The 23,401-nt window shown below is 68.6% G+C and carries 17 protein-coding genes; 16 read left to right on the top strand and 1 reads right to left on the bottom strand.

Annotated elements, in window-relative coordinates; translation table 11 throughout:
- The first annotated feature begins 69 nt into the window (after positions 1–69).
- From ggt (ACQY5G_RS14840) to ACQY5G_RS14825, 4 genes are all read left to right on the top strand, one after another.
- Positions 70–1,812: a gamma-glutamyltransferase gene (gene ggt / locus ACQY5G_RS14840; protein WP_428275269.1), complete on the top strand. Its 1,743-nt coding sequence runs from the start codon at positions 70–72 to the stop codon at positions 1,810–1,812.
- A gap of 233 nt (positions 1,813–2,045) precedes the next feature.
- On the top strand, positions 2,046–6,749 hold the full coding sequence (locus tag ACQY5G_RS14835) for an Ig-like domain-containing protein (protein ID WP_428275267.1): 4,704 nt from the start codon (positions 2,046–2,048) through the stop codon (positions 6,747–6,749).
- A gap of 67 nt (positions 6,750–6,816) precedes the next feature.
- Positions 6,817–8,556 (top strand): gamma-glutamyltransferase, encoded by a 1,740-nt coding sequence (gene ggt / locus ACQY5G_RS14830; protein ID WP_428275265.1) that lies wholly within the window; start codon positions 6,817–6,819, stop codon positions 8,554–8,556.
- Positions 8,553–10,469 (top strand): CocE/NonD family hydrolase, encoded by a 1,917-nt coding sequence (locus tag ACQY5G_RS14825; RefSeq protein ID WP_428275263.1) that lies wholly within the window; start codon positions 8,553–8,555, stop codon positions 10,467–10,469. Before ggt (ACQY5G_RS14830) ends, ACQY5G_RS14825 begins: the two co-directional genes overlap by 4 nt.
- Positions 10,470–10,517: 48 nt before the next feature.
- On the opposite strand, the gene ACQY5G_RS14820 is transcribed toward ACQY5G_RS14825, so the two are convergent.
- Positions 10,518–11,294 (bottom strand): DUF6263 family protein, encoded by a 777-nt coding sequence (locus ACQY5G_RS14820; RefSeq protein WP_428275261.1) that lies wholly within the window; start codon positions 11,292–11,294, stop codon positions 10,518–10,520.
- Positions 11,295–11,412: 118 nt separating this feature from the next.
- On the opposite strand from ACQY5G_RS14820, the gene radC reads away from it, so the two are divergent.
- From radC to ACQY5G_RS14760, 12 genes are all read left to right on the top strand, one after another.
- Positions 11,413–12,120, top strand: coding sequence for a RadC family protein (radC, locus tag ACQY5G_RS14815; RefSeq protein ID WP_428275259.1), 708 nt, complete (start codon positions 11,413–11,415; stop codon positions 12,118–12,120).
- 136 nt (positions 12,121–12,256) lie between these two features.
- Complete coding sequence (locus tag ACQY5G_RS14810; RefSeq protein WP_428275257.1) at positions 12,257–14,479, top strand: RelA/SpoT family protein; 2,223 nt, start codon at positions 12,257–12,259, stop codon at positions 14,477–14,479.
- 21 nt (positions 14,480–14,500) lie between these two features.
- On the top strand, positions 14,501–16,537 hold the full coding sequence (gene uvrB, locus ACQY5G_RS14805; RefSeq protein ID WP_428275255.1) for an excinuclease ABC subunit UvrB: 2,037 nt from the start codon (positions 14,501–14,503) through the stop codon (positions 16,535–16,537).
- Positions 16,534–17,055: a tRNA (adenosine(37)-N6)-threonylcarbamoyltransferase complex ATPase subunit type 1 TsaE gene (gene tsaE / locus ACQY5G_RS14800; protein ID WP_428275253.1), complete on the top strand. Its 522-nt coding sequence runs from the start codon at positions 16,534–16,536 to the stop codon at positions 17,053–17,055. The genes uvrB and tsaE overlap by 4 nt, the downstream gene beginning before the upstream one ends.
- Positions 17,049–17,732, top strand: a complete 684-nt coding sequence (gene tsaB, locus ACQY5G_RS14795) for a tRNA (adenosine(37)-N6)-threonylcarbamoyltransferase complex dimerization subunit type 1 TsaB (RefSeq protein WP_428275251.1) — start codon at positions 17,049–17,051, stop codon at positions 17,730–17,732. The genes tsaE and tsaB overlap by 7 nt, the downstream gene beginning before the upstream one ends.
- Positions 17,716–18,183 (top strand): ribosomal protein S18-alanine N-acetyltransferase, encoded by a 468-nt coding sequence (rimI, locus tag ACQY5G_RS14790; protein ID WP_428275249.1) that lies wholly within the window; start codon positions 17,716–17,718, stop codon positions 18,181–18,183. The genes tsaB and rimI overlap by 17 nt, the downstream gene beginning before the upstream one ends.
- A 76-nt stretch (positions 18,184–18,259) precedes the next feature.
- The gene (locus tag ACQY5G_RS14785) at positions 18,260–18,700 is read left to right on the top strand and encodes a single-stranded DNA-binding protein (protein ID WP_428275247.1); all 441 of its coding nucleotides are present in this window, start codon (positions 18,260–18,262) and stop codon (positions 18,698–18,700) included.
- Positions 18,678–20,012 carry a glutamyl-tRNA reductase gene (hemA, locus tag ACQY5G_RS14780; protein WP_428275245.1) on the top strand — a complete coding sequence of 445 codons (1,335 nt, stop codon included), beginning with the start codon at positions 18,678–18,680 and terminating at the stop codon, positions 20,010–20,012. Before ACQY5G_RS14785 ends, hemA begins: the two co-directional genes overlap by 23 nt.
- A 94-nt stretch (positions 20,013–20,106) precedes the next feature.
- Positions 20,107–20,790 carry a MotA/TolQ/ExbB proton channel family protein gene (locus ACQY5G_RS14775; protein WP_428275243.1) on the top strand — a complete coding sequence of 228 codons (684 nt, stop codon included), beginning with the start codon at positions 20,107–20,109 and terminating at the stop codon, positions 20,788–20,790.
- A 37-nt stretch (positions 20,791–20,827) separates the two neighbouring features.
- Positions 20,828–21,253 (top strand): ExbD/TolR family protein, encoded by a 426-nt coding sequence (locus tag ACQY5G_RS14770; RefSeq protein ID WP_428275241.1) that lies wholly within the window; start codon positions 20,828–20,830, stop codon positions 21,251–21,253.
- Positions 21,250–21,963, top strand: coding sequence for a TonB C-terminal domain-containing protein (locus tag ACQY5G_RS14765; RefSeq protein ID WP_428275239.1), 714 nt, complete (start codon positions 21,250–21,252; stop codon positions 21,961–21,963). Before ACQY5G_RS14770 ends, ACQY5G_RS14765 begins: the two co-directional genes overlap by 4 nt.
- Positions 21,964–23,316 carry a hypothetical protein gene (locus ACQY5G_RS14760; RefSeq protein WP_428275237.1) on the top strand — a complete coding sequence of 451 codons (1,353 nt, stop codon included), beginning with the start codon at positions 21,964–21,966 and terminating at the stop codon, positions 23,314–23,316.
- Positions 23,317–23,401: the final 85 nt, after the last annotated feature.

Here is a 23,401-nt window from a genome sequence, read left to right as displayed (position 1 = left end):
GCCTTGAGCGGCGAGTGACCCGGGGTCTAGGATCAAGGTCTGCGATCCCCCCTGCCCAGGAGCCGAGCCATGAAGCGCCGAGACTTCCTCGCCACCTCCGCTGTCGCCGCCGCCGGATCGAGTCTCATCGGATGCAGGCCTCCCGAGACCGCGGGCGCCGCCACCGCCGCCAGCGGGCAGTGGGGCCCGGCCGGCGATTCGAACGTACCGGGCCTGCTCGGACCCGCGCACCGGGCGGTGTGGGGCGCGCGCGGCGTAACGGCCGCTGCCGACTACTACGCCTCCCTCGCCGGCACGACGATCATGATGCAGGGAGGGAACGCGGTGGACGCCATCGTCGCCGCCTCCGCCATGCTGAACGTCTCCGAACCCTACATGTCGGGAATCGGAGGCTTCGGCGGTTTCATGCTCATCTACCTGGCCGAGGAGAACCGGGTCGTCGGACTCGACGCGCTCGGCAAGTCGCCGGCCGCCTCGTCCCCGGAAACGATGACGCTCGACGACTTCGCGGAAGGCTACAAGGCGCCCATCGTGCCCGGCGCCTTCAAGGGTTGGGCCGCCGTCCTCGAACGCTACGGGACGATGAGCCTCGGCGACGTGTTCGAGCCCGCGATCCGACTCGCCGAGGACGGGTTCGTCGTCTCGCGCTTCGACGAGATCCACACGAACGGCGCCGCCGCCGAGAAGCTGGGTCAGTTCCCGTCGACGACGCGCGTCATGTTCCCGAACGGCCGTCCGCCGCGCATGGGCGAGATCATCAGGCAGCCCGACCTCGCCGCGAGCATGCGCCGACTCGCCCGGGAGGGCGCGGACGACTTCTACATGGGAGAGATCGGCGAGCGCGTCGTCTCCTTCCTCGCCGAGAACGGCGGCCACATGACGATGGCCGACCTCGAGGCGTACGACGTCACATGGAAGGAACCGATCACGACGACCTTCCAGGGGCACGATCTGTATGCGATGCCGCCGGGATCGTGCGGGATGTCGATGTTCCAGGCGCTGAACATCATGGACGGTTTCGACCTCGCGAACATGGATCTCTACAGCTCCGAGTTCGCGCACCTCTGGCTCGAGGCCTGCCGGCTCGCCCTCATCGACGACGACCGCTACAACACCGGGAAGGAAGATGTCGATATCCCGGTCGACATGATCATCTCGAAGGAATACGCGGACGAGCAGCGGGCGAAGATCGACCCCGCGCGCATCGCATCGTTCTCCGGGGCTCCGCTCCCCTTCTTCGGCACGACGAGCCTCTCGTCCGCCGACCGCTGGGGGAACGCGGTCGCCTTCACGCAATCGCTCGTGAGCGGCTACGGCAGCGGCGTGATCGCCGGCGACACCGGCATCTTCCTCAACAACGGCCACACCTTCGGCTTCGTGCTCGAGGAAGGTCACGTGAACCATCTGGAGGGCGGCCAGAAGGCGAAGGGGGTGATGACGCCGTGCGTCGTCATGAAGGACGGCAACCTCGTCGCCGCCGTGGGCGCCGCGGGCGGCTACACCATCCCGCAGACCGTCGGACAGGTGATCACGAAGCTCACCGTCGGCGGCATGGATATGCAACTCGCGATTGCCTCGCCGCGCATGTGCCTCAACCGGGGCGGCGGACGTACGCCGATCCCGGAGGATTCCGTCACGTACCTGGAGGCGGGCTTCCCGCCTGAGGTCTACGAGGAACTCGAGGACCGCGGGCACAATCTGGCCGAGCCCGGAAATCCCGGCGGCGTGCAGGGGGTGTACCGCGATTCCGAGACCGGCGCCCTCGCCGGCGGATCCGACCCGCGCCGGGACGGTCACGCCATCGCCTGGTGAGGCGACAACGGAGGTCTTGAGCGAGGGACGGGACGGAGTCTCGCGGCATGCAGCCGTGCCATACCCTCCCCATGTGCCAACTGCTTGATTCCAATAGCAGTGTGACTCATGTAATTCCTTGACAGCACACGGATAATGCCCGATCCTCTGGAGAGGAACCCCATTGAAGGGGGTACTCTCGCCTGTAGTTGCGCTGGGGTCCCCCGTAGTGCAGCAGAGGAACTGCCCGTCCCTTGCAGGCATCCGGCGTAACGGATCCCCTGACGAAGAAGACGCGCTCCGCACACATCACGCGCGCGCGTATCGCAATCTTCCTGTTTGCGACGCTTGTCACGGCGACCTGGGCCGCCTGCGGCGACACCGTCTCGGAGCCTTCTCCGCCCCCGTCGATCCCCGAACGCTCCCGGCCCACGACCGTGGCGGTGACGCCGGCGACCGCCCGGCTGGCAGCGCTCGGGAGCACGGTGCGACTCTCCGCTCAGGTGCGCGATCAGAGCGGGCAGGCGATGTCGGGCGTCGCCGTCGAATGGGCCACCGGCAACCCCGTCGTCGCAACCGTCGATGCATCGGGCCTGGTAACCGCGGTCGCCAACGGGACCGCGACCGTGACCGCGACCGCGGGTGGTGCGAGCGGGAGCGCGACCGTGGAGGTGGCGCAGGAAGTCACCGCCGTCACGGTGTTGCCTTCAGCTGACACGCTGATGGTCGGGGACACGCTGCGTCTGAGTGCGACCGCCGAAGACGCGAACGGGCGAGCGGTGGAGGCGGCCGGGTTCGTCTGGGCGTCGGATGACCCATCCGTGGTCGCGGTGGACACGTCGGGGCTGGTGACCGCGGTGGGGGCGGGGGAGGTGGATGTGGTGGTCACTGCCTCCGGGGTGACCGGCAGGGCCCGCCTGCTCGTGGTGGGCGTAACGCCCGCCACCGTCGAGGTCATCCCCGACTCCCTCCATTTCACGGCGCTGGGCGACACGACGCGTCTGACCGCCCAAGTGCGCGACCGGAACGGGGACTTCATAGAGGGCGCGGCTGTGAGCTGGAGCAGCGAAGATCCTGCCGTGGCCACGACGGATGCTTCCGGACTCGTGACCGCCACGGGCGTTGGCCAAACGACCGTCACGGCCGCGACGGACCCGGCAGCCGGGACCGCAACCGTCACCGTTGCCCCGAGCGCCCGAACGGTCATCGTGACGCCCCCCGAGGTCACGCTGCTCGTGGGAGACACCGTTCGCCTCGACGCCAGGGCGACGGACGCAAACGGCGCGCCCATCGCGGGTGCGGCCATCAACTGGGCGACGAGCGACGCGTCGGTAGCCACGGTGGACCCCACCGGTCTGGTACGCGCGCTCGCCACCGGCACCATCTCCGTCACGGCCACGTCAGGGTCGGCTTGGGGAATCGCCGCCGTCACCGTAGCGGCCGACTCCGACCGGGCGGCCCTGGTTATCTTCTTCGCTTCCACCGGGGGGCCGACGTGGGTAAACAAGACAAACTGGCTGACCGACGCGCCGCTCGGGGACTGGTACGGCGTCACCGTGGATGGGACTGGACGGGTCACCCGACTCGAACTCGACGCGAACAACCTTTCCGGTCCGATTCCCCCCGCGGTCGCGCACCTGGGCCAACTCCGGCACCTGAGTCTCAATGCCAACAGCCTCAGTGGCCGAATCCCTGCGGAGGTCGGCAACCTGTCCAGGCTGAGATACCTGACGCTGAGAGACAACGCTCTGACCGGCGAGATTCCCCGAGAACTCGGCCGGTTGTCCCTCATGACCACCATGGGGCTCGATCGCAACCGTCTCACGGGCGAGATCCCCGCGGAAATCGGCGGCCTCACCCGGCTCAGCTGGCTTAACCTCAACGACAACGACCTGACCGGAAGAATCCCGGCCCGACTCGCCATCCCGGGCCTGTCGCTGAGTGTTCGGGGCAACCTGCTCCACGGCCCGATACCGAGCACCTTCGCGCGCGCCGGGCTGGAGTCGTTCGAATTCGTCGAGCCGCGACACCGCAACCTGTATCTTTGCGTACCGGGCACGACCGCGTTCGCGACATGGGCCCAGCGAGTGGCGGAACCCGATCCAAGATTCTGCAACGAGTCCGACAGGGTTGTACTTCAATCGTTCCATCAGGTGGCCGGCGGCTCGACCTGGACGGACTCGGACCGCTGGCTGGCCGGCCCGGCCATCGGCGAATGGTACGGTGTGGAGAGCGATTCGCTCGGCAGGGTCGTGGCCCTCGATCTGGCCAACAATGGGTTGTCCGGGGAACTCCCGGCCGGGCTGGGTCACCTGGCCGCGCTGACCGAACTGGACATCGCCGGCAACCCGCTCACGGGCCGGCTCCCGGCGTCTCTCACCGTCCTCTCCCTGCAGGCTTTGCGTTATTCCGGTACGGGATTGTGCGTCCCCGCCGAGCCGTCCTTCCGCTCGTGGCTGACGACCGTCCCCGTCCACGAAGGGACGGGTGTTGAATGCGCCGCCACCTCGGACAAGGAAATCCTCGAAATCCTGTACCGGGCGACCGACGGCCCGAATTGGACGCTGCGGAACAACTGGCTCACCGATGCTCCGCTGGAGGACTGGCACGGCGTGGAGGTTGACGCCGCGGGCCGAGTCGTCTCGCTCCATTTGGCGTTCCACAACCTCAACGGAGTCATTCCCCCGGAAATAGGCCAACTCGACCGCCTCGTAGATCTGCAACTGTTCGGGAATCCGCTCCGGGGACCGATTCCTTCCGAACTCGGCGATCTCTCCAACCTCCGGCGCCTGTACCTGTTCTTGACCGAGCTGTCGGGCACGATTCCACCCGAACTCGGTCGGCTCTCGGCGCTGGAAGAGCTATCGCTGCAGCGAATCCCGCTGGCGGGTCCGCTTCCACCGGAACTGGGGAACCTCTCGCGTCTCCGCTCCCTGTTCGCGTCCGAGAGCAACCTGAGCGGCCCGCTTCCACCGGAGCTGGGCCGGCTCAGTCAACTCGAGGAGCTCTCTCTCTTCGGCAACCACTTCTCGGGCTCCATTCCCGGGACGTTCGGGAACCTCACCCGGCTGAGCGTTCTCGAACTGCAGCAAAACCGCCTCACCGGCCCGCTGCCGGCGGAGCTGGGCGCCCTGTCCGCGCTGGAATTCGCCTGGCTTCAGGACAACAAGCTGACCGGGGCTCTCCCCCCGGCGCTCGGGGGCCTGTCGTCCGCCAGGGCCCTGATCTTCACGAACAACGACCTGAGCGGCGGATTGCCGGCGACATTCGGCGAGCTCTCGAGTCTGGAGTACCTCAACCTGACCAACAACCGAAGGATGTCCGGGGTTCTCCCCCGAAGCCTGCAGGCGCTCGATCGGCTAAACACCTTCCACGCGGGAGGCACCGGGCTGTGCGCGCCCGGGGATGTGGACTTTCAGGGTTGGCTGGCCACCGTGACGGATCGGCGTGTGCGCTCCTGTGCCGCAGGGGGGCGCTCGAGGGCGTACCTGACGCAGGCCGTGCAGTCGCTGGACTATCCGGTGTCTCTCGTCGCGAACGAGCCCGCGCTGCTCCGGGTGTTCGTGACGGCCCGGATGGCGACGAACGCGACGTTTCCGCCTGTTCGCGCGCGGTTCTACAACGGGGGCGCGGAGGTGCATCTCGCCGACATCCCGGCTGGATCGGGGACCATCCCGGTCGAGATCGAGGAAGGCGAACTGTCGAAGTCGGCCAACGCCCTGGTCCCGGGACAGGTTGTCACGCCGGGTCTGGAGATGGTCGTCGAGATCGACCCCGACGGCATCCTGGACCCCGGGCTCGATGTACAGCGGCGCATTCCGGAGAGCGGCCGGGCATCGGTGGCCGTGGCGTCGGTGCCCGCGCTGCAACTGACGTGGATTCCAATGGTCTCGAGCGAAGAGCCGGACTCGTCGGTCGTGGAGTTGAGCGAGGGCCTCACGGAAGAGAGCCCCCTCCTCTGGGAAGCCCGCATGTTCATGCCGATCAACGAACTGGACCTGACGGTGCACGAGACGGTGTCGACATCGACCCGCAGCGCATTCGAAATCCTCCGGCAAGTGGAGGCGATTCGGGTGATGGAGGGCGGGACGGGATACTACATGGGCGTTGTCGGCAACCTTACGGGCGCCGTGGGAGTGGCGGAGCGCCCGGGGCGGTCGAGCGTGGTCAGCCCCGGTGCGAGCGTTGTCGCCCACGAGCTGGGCCACAACCTGAGCCTTGCGCACGCACCATGCGGTGGTGCCCCTGCAGCGGACGCATCGTTTCCTACGCCGAACGCATCGATCGGCGTGTGGGGGTACGATTTCCGCGATGACGGCGGGCTCGTTTCCCCGGCCTACAGAGATCTGATGTCGTATTGCCACCCGCGCTGGATCAGCGACTACAGCTTCAGCAAGGCGCTTTTCTATCGTCTGCGTCGGGCCGGCGCCAGGGGAGCGACAGCTCCAGACGTGGCCCCCGGGGTAGAAGACGGCCGCTCGCTGCTCCTCTGGGGCGGGCTCGACCAGCACGGAGAGCCGGTGCTCGAGCCGGCGTTCGTGGTGGACGCGCCACCGGCGCTGCCGGCGTCGACGGGCGCGTGGCAGTTGAGGGGTGTGACGGTCGCCGGGGGGGAACTGTTCTCGCTTCGCTTCGACATGCGCGAGACAACTCACGGCGCCCCCCCGTTCTTCGTCTTCGCTCTGCCCGCGCAACCCGAGTGGGCCGGGCGGCTGGCACGAATCACGTTGACGGGTCCCGCGGGATCGGTGAGCCTGGAGGCCGAGAGCGACCGCCCCATGACGGTTATGCGCGACACCCGAACCGGTCGTGTGCTGGGAATTCTGCGCGGTCGCCGCGCGGAGGCCGGGGCGCGGGACGCGATGGCGGCGCCTGCGGAAGTCGCTTCGGCGCTGGAGGCCGGGCTGGAGGCGCTGTTCAGCCGGGGGATCCCGGAGTTGTCGGAGTGGAGGCGATGACGTAGCGGGGTCTTGGCGGGGGCTGCTAGGATCAGTGTCCGCGAACCCTCTGCCCAGGAGTCGAGCCATGAAGCGCCGTGACTTCCTCGCCACCTCCGCCGCGGCCGCAGCCGGATCCGGTCTGATCGCCTGCCGCGCCCCCGAGACGGCCGCCGCGCCCCCGGACGGGATCGGACAATGGGGACCCGCCGGAGATTCGAACGTCCCCGGCCTGCTCGGTCCCGCGCACGGCACCGTTTGGGGCCGCCGGGGCGTCACGGCCGCCGCCGACTACTACGCGTCGCTCGCCGGCACCACGATCATGATGCAGGGCGGGAACGCGATCGACGCCATCGTCGCCGCTTCCGCGACGCTCAACGTCTCCGAACCCTACATGTCCGGGCTCGGCGGCTTCGGCGGCTTCATGCTCATCTACCTGGCGGAGGAAAATCGCGTCGTCGGACTCGACGCGCTCGGCCGGGCGCCCGCGGCCTCCTCGGCGAGCACGATCACGCCGGATGACGTCGAGATGGGCTACCGCGCGCCGATCGTACCCGGCGCCTTCAAGGGCTGGGCCGCCGTGCTCGAGCGCTACGGGACGATGAGCCTCGGCGACGTGTTCGAACCCGCCATCCAGCTCGCCGAGGACGGCTTCGTCATCTCGAAGTTCGACGCGCTCCACACCGACGGGAGCGCGGACAAGCTCGGAAGGTTCCCGTCCAGCACCCGGATCATGTTCCCGAACGGCCGTCCGCCGCGGATGGGCGAGATCATCAAGCAGCCCGAGCTCGCCGCCAGCATGCGCCGGCTCGCCCGCGAAGGCGCGGACGACTTCTACATGGGCGAGATCGGAGACCGCATCGTCGCCTTCCTCGCCGAGAACGGCGGCCACATGACGAAGGCCGATCTGGAGGGTTACGAGGTCGCATGGAAAGAGCCCATCACGACGACCTTCCAGGGTCACGATCTTTACGCCATGCCCCCGGGATCGTGCGGGATGACGATGTTCCAGGCGCTCAACATCATGGACGGCTTCGATCTCGCGAACATGGACCTCTACAGCTCCGAGTTCGCCCACCTGTGGCTCGAGGCGAACCGGCTCGCCCTGATCGACGACGAACGGTACAACACCGGGAACGAAGATGCGGAGATCCCGGTCGACATGATCATCTCGAAGGAATACGCGGACGAGCAGCGGGCGATGATCGACCCCGCCCGAATCGCCTCGTTCTCGGGCGCCCCGCTCCCGTTCTTCGGGACGACGAGCCTGTCCTCTGCCGACCGCTGGGGGAATGCCGTCGCCTTCACGCAGTCTCTCGTCGCGCTCTACGGGAGCGGCGTGATCGCGGGCGACACGGGCATCTTCCTCAACAACGGCCACATGTTCGGCTTCTCCCTCGAGGAAGGGCACGTCAACTACATCGCGGGGGGTCAGAAGGCGAAGGGCGTGATGACCCCGTGCGTGGTCATGAAGGACGGGAATCTCGTCGCGGCTGTCGGCGCCGCCGGCGGCTACACGATCCCGCAGACCGTGGGGCAGGTGATCACGAAGCTGACGGCCGGCGGGATGGACATGCAGCTCGCGATCGCGTCGCCCCGCATGTGCCTCAACCGGGGTGGTGGCCTGACGCCGATTCCGGAGGATTCCGTCACGTACCTCGAGGCGGGTTTCCCGCCGGAGGTCTACGGGGAACTCGCCGACCGCGGGCACAACCTGGTCCAGCCCGGCAACCTCGGCGGCGTCCAGGGGGTGTACCGGGATGCGGAAACGGGCGCCCTCGCCGGCGGATCGGATCCGCGCCGGGACGGCCACGCGATCGCCTGGTGAGACGTCGGCGCCATCGCGGCCCCGGCGCGCTTGCGCGGCGGCTCGCGGGGCTGGCCGCAATCGCCGCGGCGGCCTGCGGGGGCGCCGCCACGGACGACGGGTCCGCAGCCGGCGATGACGCGGGGGGCGCCGTCCCGGTGAGCGCGCTCACGCGCAACCAGGCGCTTCACATCCCCATGCGCGATGGCGTCCGTATCGCCGTGGACGTGTGGCTGCCCGACGGCGTCCAGCCAGGGGACCGGCTCCCGGCCATGATGCGGGCGACCCGCTACTGGCGCGCCCGCGGCGAGGTCGGTGTCCCCCTCGAGGAGACATCGAACTTCGCCGAGGCCGAGCGCTGGAACCGGGCCGGGTACGCGCTCGTCCTCGTCGACGGGCGGGGAAGCGGGGCCTCGTTCGGGATCCGCCGCTTCGATCTCGCCGAGGACGAGGTCACGGACTACGGGGAGGTCGCGGACTGGATTGCGGCCCAGCCCTGGTCGAACGGGCGCGTGGGCGCCTACGGGGTCTCCTACGCCGGGAACACCGCCGAGATGCTCGCGGTCAACCGGAGCCCCGCGGTGAAGGCCGTCGCGCCCCTCTTCAACGATTTCGACAACTTCGGCCACCTCATCTTCCCCGGCGGCGTGCTCACGGTCGGCTTCCTCGAGGACTGGTCGAACCGCACGCGCATGCAGGACCTGAACGATATCTGCGGCCTGTCCGACGCGATGGGGGCCGCCTGCGACGACGTGCGGAGCCGCGTCACCGGCGTGAAACCGGTCGACGCGGATGTCGACGGGTCGCTGCTCGCCGCCGCGGTGGCGGAGCACCAGGCCAATACCGTGCCGTTCGAGGCGGCGCTGGAATACGAGTTCCGGGACGACCCGTTCGGACCCTACGGCGAGACGAACGTCGGGCACCGCCGCAGTCCCTCCGGCCACCTCCCGCAGATCGAGGAGTCCGGTGTGGCCATGTTCATTCGGGTCGGCTGGCAGGACGCCGGGACGGTGAACGGCACGCTCGGCCGCTACAACACGATCTCCAACGCGCAGCAGGTGTTCATCGGTCCATGGGACCACGGGGCGCGGAACGACACGGACCCGTTCAAGGCGGACGACACGCCCGTACAACCCGACGCCGATGCCCGGTTCGAGGAACTCGTCGCGTTCTTCGACGCCCACCTCAGGGAGGATGGATTCGGGGAGACGCCGATGGAGATCCACTACTACACGCTCGGCGCCGACCGCTGGTCGCGCACGGAGACGTGGCCACCGGAGGGCCTCGATGGCGTCGCGTGGTACTTCCGCGAGGACGGTGCGCTCTCGACCGAAGCCCCCGCCGCGGAAACGGGAGAGGACCGCTACACGGTCGACTTCACGGCGACGACGGGGACGAGGAACCGCTGGTACACGAACGGCGGAGGCGGCGACGTGGTGTACGGTGACCGCCGGGAGGAGGACGGGAAGCTGTTGACCTGGACGAGCGCCCCGCTCGCCGCCGACCTCGAGATCACCGGCCACCCGGTCGTCACGCTGTACCTGGCGTCAACCGAAGCGGACGGCGCCTTCATCGCCTACCTGGAGGACGTGGCTCCGGACGGCACCGTGCGGTACATCACGGAGGGGCAGCTCCGCGGCGTCATGCGCGCGGTGACGGAGGATCCTCCGCTCTACAGGAAGTACGGACCGCACCGGAGCGAGTCGCGCGCGGACGCCCTCCCGCTCGTGCCCGGGGAAGTCGCGGAGCTGAGCTTCGACCTGTGGGCGACCTCGGTGCTGTTCCGCGCGGGACACAGGATCCGGGTCGCCATCGCCGGCGCGGATGCGGACACGTTCCTCCGCTATCCCCGCGACGGAAGCGTCCCGGAGTGGACGGTCCAGCGAAACAGCGTTTCCGCATCCCGGATCGTCCTGCCCACGAAGGGCGGCTGATCCGACCCGGACGGACGGAAGCGATTTCGGCCCGCTACCGACCGTTTCTCAACCGGTAACGAGTTCCAGCGTTGTCGTCGTCTCCGTCGGGATCGCCATTCCGGCCATGACCACATCGACGTTGAGCCGGCTTTCCTGGCGCACGTACCTGCCTTCAGCCAGGTCCACGACCATGGACCCGGTCAAATCCCCGGTGACGTTCGCCGACATCCCTCCCATGTCGAGACTTGATTCCACGGGCCCCGTGAACGTGATCGTCGCGCGCCCGTCTTCCATGCTGTCCAAGGTGTATGTGAGGCCCACGTCCGCAGTCTGCGCCGGTCCGCCCAGCGACAGAGGCACGGGCACCGTCTCGGTCCATGAATCGCCTGTGCCGACCTCGGCTTCGGGCAGCGAGAAGAACTCCGCGCCCTCCACCAGGTCCTGCCCCACTTGCTCCGCTTCACTACTGGGGGTCTCCTCCGCGACGGTGCTGACGTGCTGGCCGCGCGGGCTTATCTCGACCGTAAACACGCTTCCCGAAAGATCCGGGAGAGGACCGGCGCCGGGTATCGCGTTCGTCATCGCGGCCGAGTCGATCGCCGTACGCCCCCGAATGACCTCGTCCGTCGCGGTCAGGATCGTGCGCGTCTGATGTGCGCGGAGCGTCATCATCGGGCCCGACGCGGGCATCATGGGATTCTCCGCGGTGACTTCCATGGAGAAGACGTAGCGTGATACCTGACCTTCCGGCGGGTCGAGCCGCAGGAGCGTCTGCCCACTCACGGGGAGAGCGAAGGCGAAAGCGATGGTGGCGGTGCCGACACCGCGCAGGACTGATTTCATTGGTCCTCCGTTGAGGTTCCGGGCTTCAAGGGTCCGAAACTTGCGCGACCTGGCGCTGACGTGCCACCGGCGTTCGCGGCGGCACCCCTCCCGCTACCCCGGAGTTGAGACGGAATTCATGGCCGCCGCGATACATGACGGCATGGCTCCGAAGATCCTCGAACTCCCGGCGAGCGAACGTCCGCGGGAGCGGCTGCGCCGCTTCAGCCCCGATGCGCTCTCGACGACGGAACTGCTCGCGGTCGTGCTCGGTGGGGGCGCGACGGGGCGCTCCGCCGTGGACGTCGCCGGCCGCCTGCTGGCGGACTTCGGCGGTTCGCTGAGGGAGATGGGGCAGGCGGAGCCGGCCGAACTCGAGCGGACCGGGGGGGTCGGCCCCGCCCGTTCGGCCGCCGTGGCCGCGGCGCTCGCGCTCGGGCGGCGGCAGGCGGCCGAGCCCGCCCGCGCCAGCGCGCGCATCCGCAGTCCGGCCGACGTGTTCGGACGCCTCGGCCCCCTGCTGCGGGACCGCCGGCAGGAGGAATTCTGGGTCATCTACCTGGATACGCAGAGCCAGGTCCTGCTCGAGCGCCGACTCACGGTGGGGCTTCTGAACAGCTCTCTCGTCCACCCGCGGGAAGTCTTCGCGCCGGCGATCGCCACGGCCTCGGCCTCCGTCATCCTCGCCCACAACCATCCGAGCGGCGAGCCCGAACCGTCGCCCGAAGACATCGCCGTGACCTGCCAGCTCGTCGAGAGCGGCCGGCTCCTCGGCATCCCCGTCCGCGACCACATCATCCTCGGCGACCGCGCCTACGTGAGCCTTCGCGAACGCGGCATCTGCTGACGTCGCGTCCCGGACGCAACACTCGATCCCCGCCCGGCCCGCGCCGAACTCGCGCGCTACTGCTACCTTTACGGGTTGCCCGGGCCGATGGATCGCGGCGCTCGGGCGGTGATGTCTCTGGGACGGAGCGCGAAGCGTGGAGAGCAGCCTCAAGCGGGAAGTGGGCCGGGCCGGGCCGGGAGCGGGCCCGCGTTCGCTGCTGCCCGAGGACTTCATGAAGGCGATCGAGGGCTACGAGGCCCGCCTCGACCTCGATCTGCTCGCCCTTGCGTTCCAGTACAGCCTGGAGAAACACGAGGGCCAGAAGCGTCGCTCGGGCGAGGACTACATCCGCCACTGCGTCGAGGTCGCCAAGATCCTCATCGAGATCCGGCTCGACACCGTGAGCATCGCCGCTTCGCTCCTCCACGACGTGGTGGAGGACACGGATACGACCGTGGACGAGATCCGTACGGAGTTCGGCGAGGAAATCGCCATCATCGTGGACGGCCTCACGAAGATCTCGCTGTTCGCGTTCGGCTCCATGGCGGAACGCCAGGTCGAGACCTACCGCAAGCTCCTCCTCTCCATGGCCCGCGACGCGCGCGTGATCATGGTCAAGCTCGCCGACCGTCTCCACAACATGCGGACGCTGGAGCACATGCCGGCCGGCGCCCGCGAGCGGATCGCGCTCGAAACCCGGGAGATCTACGCGCCGCTCGCCCACCGCCTCGGGGTGGCCCGCCTCAAGTGGGAGCTCGAGGACCTCGCCTTCAAGTTCCTGGAGCCCGAGGGGTACAGGAAGCTCGTGAAGGAGGTCAACGCCACGCGGGGCGAGCGCGAGGGACTGATCCGACGCATGGAGGAACCGCTCCGGGCCGAACTGGACGCCGCCGGGGTCGGTTGCGAGGTCACGGGACGGCCCAAGCACCTCTGGTCCATCTACGGCAAGATGGTGAAGCGCGACAAGCCGTACGAAGAGGTCTACGATACGCTGGCGATGCGGCTCATCGTGGACTCCGTGCGCGACTGCTACCACGCCCTCGGCATCGTGCACAACAAGTGGACGCCGCTCACCGAGCGCTTCCACGACTTCATCGCCACGCCGAAGTCGAACATGTACCAGAGCCTGCACACGACGATCTTCGGCCCCGGCGGTGCGCTGTACGAGATCCAGATCCGCACGCACGAGATGCACCGCACCGCCGAGTACGGGATCGCGGCTCACTGGCGCTACAAGGAGGGGCGCTCCGGGGACGACGTCGACGACGAACTCGCGTGGTTCCGGCAGGTACTCGAATGGCAGCAGGAGACGCGCGAGCCGGAGGAGTTCATGGAGTTCCTCCGCATCGACCTGTTCCAGGATGAGATCTTCGTCTTCACTCCGGCGGGAGACGTGAAGCAGTTGCCGAAAGGGGCCACGCCGATCGACTTCGCCTTTGCCGTGCACACCGAGGTCGGGCTGCGCTGCAAGGGCGCGAAGGTGAACGAACGGATCGCCCCGCTCAGCCGTCCACTCCGGAACGGGGACACCGTGCACATCCTCACCTCCGATTCGCAGACGCCGAGCCGGGACTGGCTGGGCTTCGTGCGGAGCAGCAAGGCCCGCCACGAGATCCGGCAGTGGATCCGGGATGAAGAGCAGGAGTCCGCGCTCCAGCTGGGAAAGGACATCGTTCAACGGGAATGGAGGCGCCGCCGCCGGGGGAAGGTGGACGAAGCGGCCCTCAAGGCGGCGTGCGAGACGCTGGGATACGACGGATCGGATGCCCTCTATGCGGCGGCCGGCCGGGGCGACGTGGGGCTCACGCGCGTGATGCGGGCCATCCTCCCCGAGGTCATCCCGGAGGTGCCGCCCAAGAGTCCGAGTCCGCTCCACAAGCTCGTGGACAAGGTCTGGGGCGGGGGCGGGCAGGGGATCCGGATCCAGGGGATGGAGAACCTGATGGTCCGGTACTCCCAGTGCTGCCAGCCGGTCCCGGGAGACCGGGTCATCGGCTATATCACGCGGGGCCGCGGCGTTTCGATCCACCGGCAGGACTGTCCGAACGTCCTCAACCTCTCCAACGCGCCCGAGCGCCGGGTGGAAATCGAGTGGCAGGCGCACGGGGAGCGCCGGTTCCTGATCCGGATCGTCATGGAGGGGACGGATCGCCACGGTCTGTTCGCGGACATCGCGCGCGCGGTCAGCGACACCGGAACGAACATTCAGTCGGCCGACATCAAGGGGGTCGAGGGAGGGATGCGCGGGCAGTTCGTCGTCGAAGTCGAGAACCTGACGCATCTGCAGAAAGTCATGCGCAAGGTTCAGGGCGTGAAGGGCGTCATCTCCGTCGAACGGAAGGAGTCCTTCGGGGAGAGCGGCCTCACCATCGAGTGACCGGCTGCTAGACCCGAGACCATGCCCCGCTTCGACCTTCAGCTTCCATTCGACCCGATGGGCGACCAGCCCACCGCGATCCGTGAGTTGGCCGAGGGCGTGCGCCGCGGCGACAAGTGGCAGACGCTGCTGGGCGTGACCGGCAGCGGAAAGACGGTGACGCTGGCTGCGATGATTGCCGAGGTCAATCGCCCCACGCTGGTCATGAGCCACAACAAGACGCTCGCCGCTCAGCTGTATGGAGAACTGCGGCAGTTCTTTCCCCGCAATGCCGTCGAGTATTTCATCTCCTACTACGACTATTACCAGCCCGAGGCCTATGTACCCGCGACGGATACTTTCATAGAGAAGGATGCATCGATCAATGAGGACATAGATCGACTGCGACTTCGCGCGACGTCCGCCCTCATGGAACGGCAAGATGTGATTGTCGTCGCCTCCGTATCCGCGATCTACGGGCTCGGGGATCCGGTTGGGTACCGCGAACTCATGCTCACGCTGCGCGAAGGGCAGGAGATCTCCCGCCGGGAGATCCTCTCCGGACTCGTGCAGATCCAGTATTCGAGGAACGATCTCGATTTCGTACGCGGCACGTTCCGGGTGCGGGGCGATGTGATCGAGATCCTGCCCGCGTACGAGGAGCAGGGCGTCAGGGTCGAGATGTGGGGCGACGCGATCGAACGCATCTCGAAGATCGATCCGATGACCGGCGTCACGATCACGCGCCTTCCGGAAACCTCGATCTTTCCGGCCACGCACTACGCCACGCTCGGCCACCGACTGGAGGAGGCCCGGCACGCGATCTACGTGGAGCTGGAGGAGCGGCTGCTGCACCTGCGGCAGGATGGCCGGCTCCTCGAGGCGCAACGCCTGGAGCAGCGCACCCGATTCGATCTCGAGATGCTGACGGAAGTGGGGTTCTGTCCCGGGATCGAGAACTACAGCCGGCACCTGGACGGCCGGGCGCCGGGCAGCCGTCCCTACTGTCTCCTCGACTACTTCCCGGACGACTATGTCGTCGTCGTGGACGAGTCCCACGTGTCGATCCCGCAGATCGGCGGCATGTACGAGGGGGACCGCAGTCGAAAAACGACGCTCGTCGAGTTCGGTTTTCGGCTCCCGTCCGCGCTGGACAACCGGCCGCTGTCGTTCCGGGAATGGGAAGACCTCGTGCCGAGCGCGATCTTCGTCAGCGCGACGCCGGGCGAGTACGAGTTGCGCAAGAGCGGGGGCGTCGTCGTCGAACAGTTGATTCGGCCGACGGGATTGCTGGATCCGGAAGTGGAGGTGCGGCCGGTCCGCGGGCAGGTGGACGACCTGCTCGGCGAAATCCGCCGCCGGACGGAGCGGCGCGAGCGCGTGCTCGTGACGACGCTCACGAAGCGGATGGCGGAAGATCTGTCGGAGTTTCTCGCGGTGCGGGGCGTGCGGGTGCGCTACATGCACTCGGACATTGCGGCGATCGACCGTGTGAAGATCCTCCGCGATCTGCGGCTGGGGACGTTCGATGTCCTCGTCGGGATCAATCTGCTGCGCGAGGGCCTCGACCTGCCGGAGGTCTCCCTCGTCGCGATCCTCGACGCGGACAAGGAGGGCTTCCTTCGTTCGGATCGGTCGCTCGTGCAGACGATCGGGCGCGCGGCCCGGAACCTCGCCGGGAAGGCGATCCTGTACGCGGACAAGGTGACGGATTCGATGCGGCGCGCGATGGATGAGACGGCGCGCCGCCGCGAAGTGCAGGCGGAATACAACCGGGAGCACGGGATCGAGCCGCGCTCGATCGTGAAGTCAGTGCGGGAGATCCGGTTCTCGACCGCGGTGGCCGACGCGCGGGAGGTGCAGCCCGCCGTGCACGAACGGGAAGGCTCGTACGAGGAACTGTCGCCGGAGGCGCTGGCCGAGGCGATCGAGAAGGACATGCGCGCCGCGGCGGCTGCGCTCGACTTCGAGACGGCGGCCCGGCTGCGGGACGAACTGTTCGAGATCCGAGCCCGGATCGGCGACGGGAAGGGGACGCGACCGCCGGGACTGCCGGTCTCCGCGGGGGATCCGGCATGAGGAGTGCCGTGCTGGACGAGGCGGGGCTCGCGCGCTGGGGGCGGGAGGTCGGCGCGGTCGCGGATCGCGAGCAGGTCTTCGTCGCGCTCAGCGGACCGCTCGGCGCCGGGAAGACGCGGTTCGCGCAGGCGGCGTGTGCCGGAGCGGGCGTGGACGAAGCCGTGACGAGCCCGACCTACACGCTCGTCCACTGGTATGCCGGCGGCCGAGGTCCGGTCGGGCACGCGGATCTGTACCGTCTCCGCGATCCGTCCGAACTCCTCGCCCTCGGGTGGGAGGAACTCGAAGCCCACCCGGGAGCGGTCTTCGTCGAGTGGGCCGAGCGCGCCGGGGAGGAGCTTCCGGTCGACCGCTGGGAAGTTCGACTCGAGTTCGCCCAGGGGGCGGATGCGGCGGAAGGGGCTGCCGGGAGCGCCGCGGGGGCGCTGCGGCGGGTGACCGCGCGCGGGCTGGGCCGCGTGCCGCCGGTTCCCGATCCGGGCCCGTACGCCGGCGGGGAGGAGGCGTCCGCGTGCTGAGCCTGGCGCTCGAAACGAGTACGAGCCTCGGCAGCATCGCCGTGGGCCGCGGCGACACCCTGATTTCCGAGTGCGCGCTGGCCGTCCGCGCGACGCACTCGGAGACCGTGCTCGACGAGGTGGAGCGCATGCTCGCGCGTGCCCGGATCGGCGTCGACGGCATCGAACGCGTGATCATCGGGGCGGGGCCCGGCTCCTTCACCGGCGTGCGGATCGCGGCCTCGCTCGCGAAGGGCTGGTGTCACGCGCGAGGTGTGCCCCTCTTCGCCTATTCGAGCCTTCGCTCCGTCGCCGCCTCCGCGGGGCGTGACCGCGTTTGCGCGCTGTTCGACGCCCGGCGGGGCGAGGTGTACGGGGCCGCCTGGGCCGACGGGCCGCTGGAGGCCCCGATCCGCGGGCCGGAGGCGTGCGACATCGATCGCTGGGTCGAGGGGCTGGAGGATCCCGGGTCATGGTTTTTCGCCGGTGAGGGTGCGATCCGGCACCGCGCCCGGATCGAGGCTCGCGGCGGAAGGGTGCTCCCCCCGTTCCTGGGCGTGCCGCGCGCGGGCGCGCTCCTGTGGCTGGCCGAGAGGCTCCCGGCCGGCCGGGTCGCGGACATCGACGCGTGGGAACCGCGATATGTCCGGAGTTCCGGAGCCGAACGCCAGGTCGGGCGCCGTGGCGGATCCCGGTAGGCAGGTTCTTCGCATCCGGCCGCTCATCGAGGCGGATCTGGGGCAGGTGACGGAGATCGAGGAGGCCTGCTTCGCCACACCATGGTCGGAACGGACGTTCAGGAACCTCCTGCGGCGCCGCGACGCGGTTCTCCTCTCCGCCGTATACGAAGAGGAGCGCATCGCCGGATACGCCGCCGTGTGGTTCGTCGGGCGGGAGGCGGAACTGGGGGATCTCGCCGTGGCCCCGAACGACCGCCGGCGCGGTATCGGGGGCGAACTGGTGGACGCGGTGCTCAGCGAAGCGCGGACCCGGGGCGTCGTCCGCATCTTCCTCGAAGTGCGGGAAGGGAACCGAAGCGCGCAGGGTCTCTACCGAAGCCGGGGATTCGAGATCGTCGGACGGCGTCGCGGATACTATGCGGGTCCGAAGGAGGACGCTCTCGTCATGCGCCGGTTGCTGGTCCGTTGATCGTTTTCCGTTACCTTGATCCTTCCGGGCATCACCACCACCATGGACCTTCAAGTCGAGCAGCAGGGAGGCGGGAATGGCGCGCAGTCTGAACAAGGCGACACTCATCGGAAACCTGGGTGCGGACCCGGAAGTGCGGTCGACGAACACGGGTACGCGGGTGGCGACGCTCTCCGTCGCGACCAGCCGCCGTTGGACGACTCGCGCCGGCGACCAGCAGGAAAAGACGGAGTGGCATCGAGTGGTCTGCTGGGAGCGTCTTGCCGAGATCTGCGAGCAATACCTGCGCAAGGGCGACCGGGTCTACGTGGAGGGCCGGATCGAGTACCGGCAGTGGGAGGGGCAGGACGGCCAGACGCGGTATACGACGGAGATCCGTGCGCTCGAAATGATCATGCTCGGGAGCAGCGGTGGCGGCGGAGAGAGCTATTCGGCGGCGGAGCCGCGGCAGGAACGTTCCGATTTCTCCGAGTTCTCCAACCGGTCCGTCGCGGGTGAGGACGATCTCCCCTTCTGAGGCACGCGGAGCCGCGACCGCCGCGACCGCCGGGTCTGACGCGCTCGTCGCGGTCGGACTCAGTCACCGCACGGCCCCCATCGACGTTCGGGAGCGTTTCGCGCTCGGTGAACGGCGACGAACCGAGTGGGTCGAGAATCTGACGGCCAAGCCGGGCGTTTCCGAGTGCGTCGTGCTTTCCACCTGCAACCGGACGGAGTGCTACCTGGCGGGAAGCGACGCGGAAACGCTCGACCGCCTCGGGCGCGAGGCGCTGTGCGAGGTGTCGGGTCTGGGGGCTGCGGGAGATTCGTACCTGGCCACGCTCGAAGGGGCGAGCGCCGTCCGCCACCTGTTCCGCGTCACCGGCGGACTGGAATCGCTCATCGTCGGCGAGCCGCAGATTCAGGGCCAGGTCCGCGGAGCCTACAGGGATGGGCGTCCGATGGTGGGACCCGTGCTGCACCGCCTGTTCCAGTCGGCCCTCGAGGTCGGCGGGCGCGTACGGGCCGACACGTCGATCGCGAGCGGCGTAACTTCGATCCCCGGCGCCGCCGTCGGTCTCGCCCGGAAGGTGTTCGGCTCACTCGACGACCGCAGCGTACTCGTGCTCGGGACCGGCGAGATGGGAAGACTCACGGTGCAGTGCCTGAAGCGGGAGGGGGCAAGGCGTGTGCTTCTCGCGAGCCGCGACCCGGTCCGGGCCGAGCGCGTGAGCCGGCCCCTCGATGCGCTCCCGATGCGAAGGAGCGCGGCGCTCGAAGCCCTGGATCGCGTGGATCTCGTCGTCGCCTGCACGGAGTCGGAGGCGGCCTTCCTCCGCGAGGGGCACCTCCGCGGCCCGCGAAAGGGGCGCGCGCAGCTCGTGATCCTCGACATCGCCGTGCCCCGCAATGTCGATCCGCGTGTGGCCGGGATCTCCGATGTGTTCCTGTACAATATCGACGACCTGCGGCAGGTCGTGGATCGGGCCCGGGCGGCGCGCGAGTACGAGCGCGCGCGCGCGGAGGCGATCATCGAGCGGCACGTCGCGAAGTACCGGGCCTGGCGTCGAAGTCGTCGCGCGGACCCGGCCGTGCGGGCGCTGAGGAACACCGCCCGCCGGCTGTTGGACGATGCCGTCGCCGCCCGCGCCCCGGCTCCCGACGACGCCGACGAAGCTCTGCGGCTGGCGAGTCAGGCGGCGCTCAACAAGGTTCTGCACGAGCCGACACGCGCCATCCGGTGGCTCGCCGAACGGTCTGACGGCGAGGAGTGTCTTCGTCGAGTGGAACCATGGCTCGGCGAGGAAACGAGCGAAGTGAGGGGAGAGAAGTGGGGGGAGAGCGGATGAGCCCGGACAGGGTGCAGGGGGGGCGCACGTGATGGCGGGCATCGGGATCGGGGTTGGATGGGGTCTGGAGCTCGTGCAGGATCTTTCTGCTCGCGTGATCGATTCCCCCCTCGACATGATCCTGGGCGCGACTCTGCCCACGAAGATCATCCTCACCGTGCTCGCCGCCTTCTCGCTCGTGTCCTGGGTCCTCATCATATGGAAGTTCCGCGAGTTACGCGCCGTGAACGCGCGGGCGGATGACTTCGTGTTCGCGATGGCCGGGGCCAACGGCCTCGTGGATCTCAACGACGCGCTGTCGGAGCTGGACGATTCCCCCTTCAGACGGGTGTTCCGCGAGGGGATCGCCTTCTTCTCCGAACTGCGGCCGGGCGCGCTCGAGACCACGCACGTCGGGGACGGGTTGAGCCCCACGCAGCTCGAAGCGCTGTGGCTGGTGCTCGAGAAGAGCCTCTCGGAGGAGAAGGACGAACTCGCGCATGGGCTGCCCTGGCTCGCGATCATCGGCTCCGTGAGTCCTCTCCTCGGCCTCATGGGGACCGTCGTGGGCGTGATGAACTCGTTCATAGGGATCACGTCGCAGGGGTCCGCCAACATCGCGGCGGTCGCGCCGGGCATCGCAGAGGCGCTCACGACCACGGTCGCGGGGTTGGCCGTCGCGATTCCCGCGGTCATCGCGTACAACCACTATGCCTCCCGCCTGCGTCTCTTCGTGGGAGAACTGGAAGGATTCGCGAGCGAGTTCGTGGGGACGCTCGCGCGCGAGGGCCGCCTGTGAGCCGGGGCCCCGGCGGCCGGAGGATGAGGAGCGCGGGATGAAGAGGCGCTTTACGCAGCAGGCCGACGGAATCGGCGTCGTGGCGGAGATCAACGTCACGAGCCTGGTCGATGTCGCGTTCACCCTCCTCATCATCTTCATGATCACGGCGCCCATTCTCCAGGGCGGCATCGAAATCGACCTCCCGGAGGGCATCTCCGCGCCTCTCAGCGCCTCCGATGCGCTCGTGGTCTCGATCGACGCGGACGGGCAGATCTACCTGGATGACGTACCGGTGACGCTGGAGGAGTTCGACGCTTCGCTCGCGTTGGCGCTGGATCGCTTCGAGTCGGACGCGGTGTACCTGAAGGCGGACGGCGACCTCGCCCTTCGGCAGGCGACCCGGGTGATGGGTCGGATTCAGACCGCCGGAGGCGTGCTGAACATCGTCACGGACCCGGACCCGAGCCTTCGCCGCCCATGACCCTGTCCGGAGGGGCGGAAGCCGGGCGTTGGCGCGCATGGCGGCGCGGAGGGCCGCAGCGTCACGGGCGACCGCACAGGCGGGCCGTGTACGGCTCGCTCCTGGTCCACGGAGGTCTCCTCGTTCTCGCGCTGTTCGGCGACGCGGCGATTCGCCCGCCCGAAATGCCTGCGGCGGTGCGGGTGAACCTGGTCGAGTTCGCTCCGGAGGATGCCCCGATCCGCGTCGATCCGTCGCCGCCCGAGGTCGCGGAAGAGGAGAACCGGCCGCCTCCCCCCGAACCGACCCCCGATCCGGTGCCGCAGGTGGAGGCGCCCACCGTGGAGGCCGAGGTCGAGGTCGAACGCGAGCCGGAGCCGGAACCCGCGCGGACCGAGGAGGTCGGCGAGGAGGTGCGCACGGTCCGGATCGCCGGCGAAGCCTCGGCCTGGCCGGAATACACCGAGAACATCATCCGCCAGATCCAGCGCCGCTGGCGGCCCCCTGTCGGGGCGCGGGAGCTTCGGGCCGAGGTCTACTTCATCATCCACCGGGACGGGCGGGTGACGGGATTCGAATGGGTGGCGAGGTCCGGGAGCCTGATCTTCGATACCCAGGCGATGGGAGCCGTGGAATCCGCGGGCCGCGACCGGGCCTTCGGTCCGCTTCCCGACGACTTTCCGGCCGACGCGCTCGCCGTCTCGTTCTTCTTCGATCCGAGCGATCGCTGAATGGACGGGCCGAGGACCTTTCGTCGACGGCGCGCCGCCGGGGGGCGCCCCCGGTTCGCCGCCGCGGGGCTGGCGCTGGCCGCGGCGGCGGCCGGAGCGCCGCTGGGGGGCCAGGAGGGTGGGGCGCTCCGCCTGGGTCTCACCTACGAGGCCCGCTATGTGCCGGGCATGGTCGTCGCGCCCGTCTCCGCGCGCGCCGGATTCGAGGAGCTGGGCGCGGCGGTCGACGAGATTCTTCGCACGGACCTCGATTATTCCGACCGCTTCGAGATCCTCGCGGTGTCCGACACGCTCCCGTTGAGCGGCACCCCGAACTACGCGCTCTGGAACCAGCTCGGGGCCGTGTGGTTCGTCACCTCGGAGATCTCCATCGCGCCGGGGACGCAGACTCCGCTCCTCCGAGTCAGCCTGCACGACGTCGTGCACGGAAACCTCGAGAACGTCCAGGCCTTCACGCTGCCCCCGATGGATGCGGCCGATTTCCGAATGTCGGTCCACCGGATCTCCGACCGGATCGTCTTCTGGGCGACGGGAGGCCAGCGCGGCATCGCCGCGACGCGGATCGCCCTTCGCCGGAGGGATGGCGACGGGTCGTCCTACCTCCTGCTCATCGACAGCGACGGCCGGAACCCGCGGCGGATCGAGACCGGAGGGCGCAACGTCTTCTCGCCCGCCTTCTCGCCGGACGCCACCCGGATCGCGTACACGATCCAGGATGAGACGGGGTACTTTTCGCTCGTGGAGATGAATCTCATCACCGGTAGCCGTCGCACGGTAGCGTCCGGGAGACTCATTCAGACGCCGACATGGACGCCGGACGGGCGGTTGGCGTACGCGGAAGGCGTCGGCGGAACCGCGCGCATCATGGTCGAGGGCGGCGAGCAGCTGACCGACGGCCGGGTCCAGTCGCTGAACCCCAGCTTTTCACCGGATGGGGAGTCGTTCGCGTACGAGGCCGACCCCGCCAACGAGCAGCAGGTCTACGTCCGTGGCGTCGCGGGAGGCCCGGCCCGCCGCGTCAGCATCTACCACCCGCGGGAAGACACGAACGCGGCCGGCCCGGACTGGTCGCCGAACGGCGACCGGATCGCGTATTCCGCCCTGAGCGACCGCCGGTGGCAGATCTTCACGGTGAACCCCGACGGCACGGACCGGCGCATGCTGACATCACGCGGGGAGAGCGAGGACCCGAGCTGGGCGCCCGACGGCCGTCATCTCGTCTTTTCCTCGATCGACGCCCAGGGCTCGACCGTCTGGATCCTCGATGTCCGCACGGGGAGGTCCCGGCCGCTGACGGCGGGACGGCTCGACGGTCTACCGGACTGGTCGCCCCCCATCCCGCCCGGCTCATGACCCCGGTCGTTCTGCGGGTTGCGACTTGACGGGTCTGCGATAGGTTACGAATCCGTGTTGAAACCGGGATCGGGTCAGCGTTTTC

Origin of the sequence: Candidatus Palauibacter sp., from assembly GCF_965261555.1 — a bacterium.
Taxonomy (GTDB): Bacteria; Gemmatimonadota; Gemmatimonadetes; order Palauibacterales; family Palauibacteraceae; genus Palauibacter.
This window is presented reverse-complemented; position numbering and strand designations above follow the sequence as displayed.

Coding starts and splice junctions, on each gene's coding strand:
- ACQY5G_RS14820 (WP_428275261.1), bottom strand. CDS start 11,294: ATGAAATCAGTCCTGCGCGGTGTCGGCACCGCCACCATCGCTTTCGCC.
- ACQY5G_RS14765 (WP_428275239.1), top strand. CDS start 21,250: ATGACCCTGTCCGGAGGGGCGGAAGCCGGGCGTTGGCGCGCATGGCGG.
- radC (WP_428275259.1), top strand. CDS start 11,413: ATGGCCGCCGCGATACATGACGGCATGGCTCCGAAGATCCTCGAACTC.
- ggt (WP_428275269.1), top strand. CDS start 70: ATGAAGCGCCGAGACTTCCTCGCCACCTCCGCTGTCGCCGCCGCCGGA.
- uvrB (WP_428275255.1), top strand. CDS start 14,501: ATGCCCCGCTTCGACCTTCAGCTTCCATTCGACCCGATGGGCGACCAG.
- ACQY5G_RS14760 (WP_428275237.1), top strand. CDS start 21,964: ATGGACGGGCCGAGGACCTTTCGTCGACGGCGCGCCGCCGGGGGGCGC.
- ACQY5G_RS14785 (WP_428275247.1), top strand. CDS start 18,260: ATGGCGCGCAGTCTGAACAAGGCGACACTCATCGGAAACCTGGGTGCG.
- tsaE (WP_428275253.1), top strand. CDS start 16,534: ATGAGGAGTGCCGTGCTGGACGAGGCGGGGCTCGCGCGCTGGGGGCGG.
- ggt (WP_428275265.1), top strand. CDS start 6,817: ATGAAGCGCCGTGACTTCCTCGCCACCTCCGCCGCGGCCGCAGCCGGA.
- ACQY5G_RS14770 (WP_428275241.1), top strand. CDS start 20,828: ATGAAGAGGCGCTTTACGCAGCAGGCCGACGGAATCGGCGTCGTGGCG.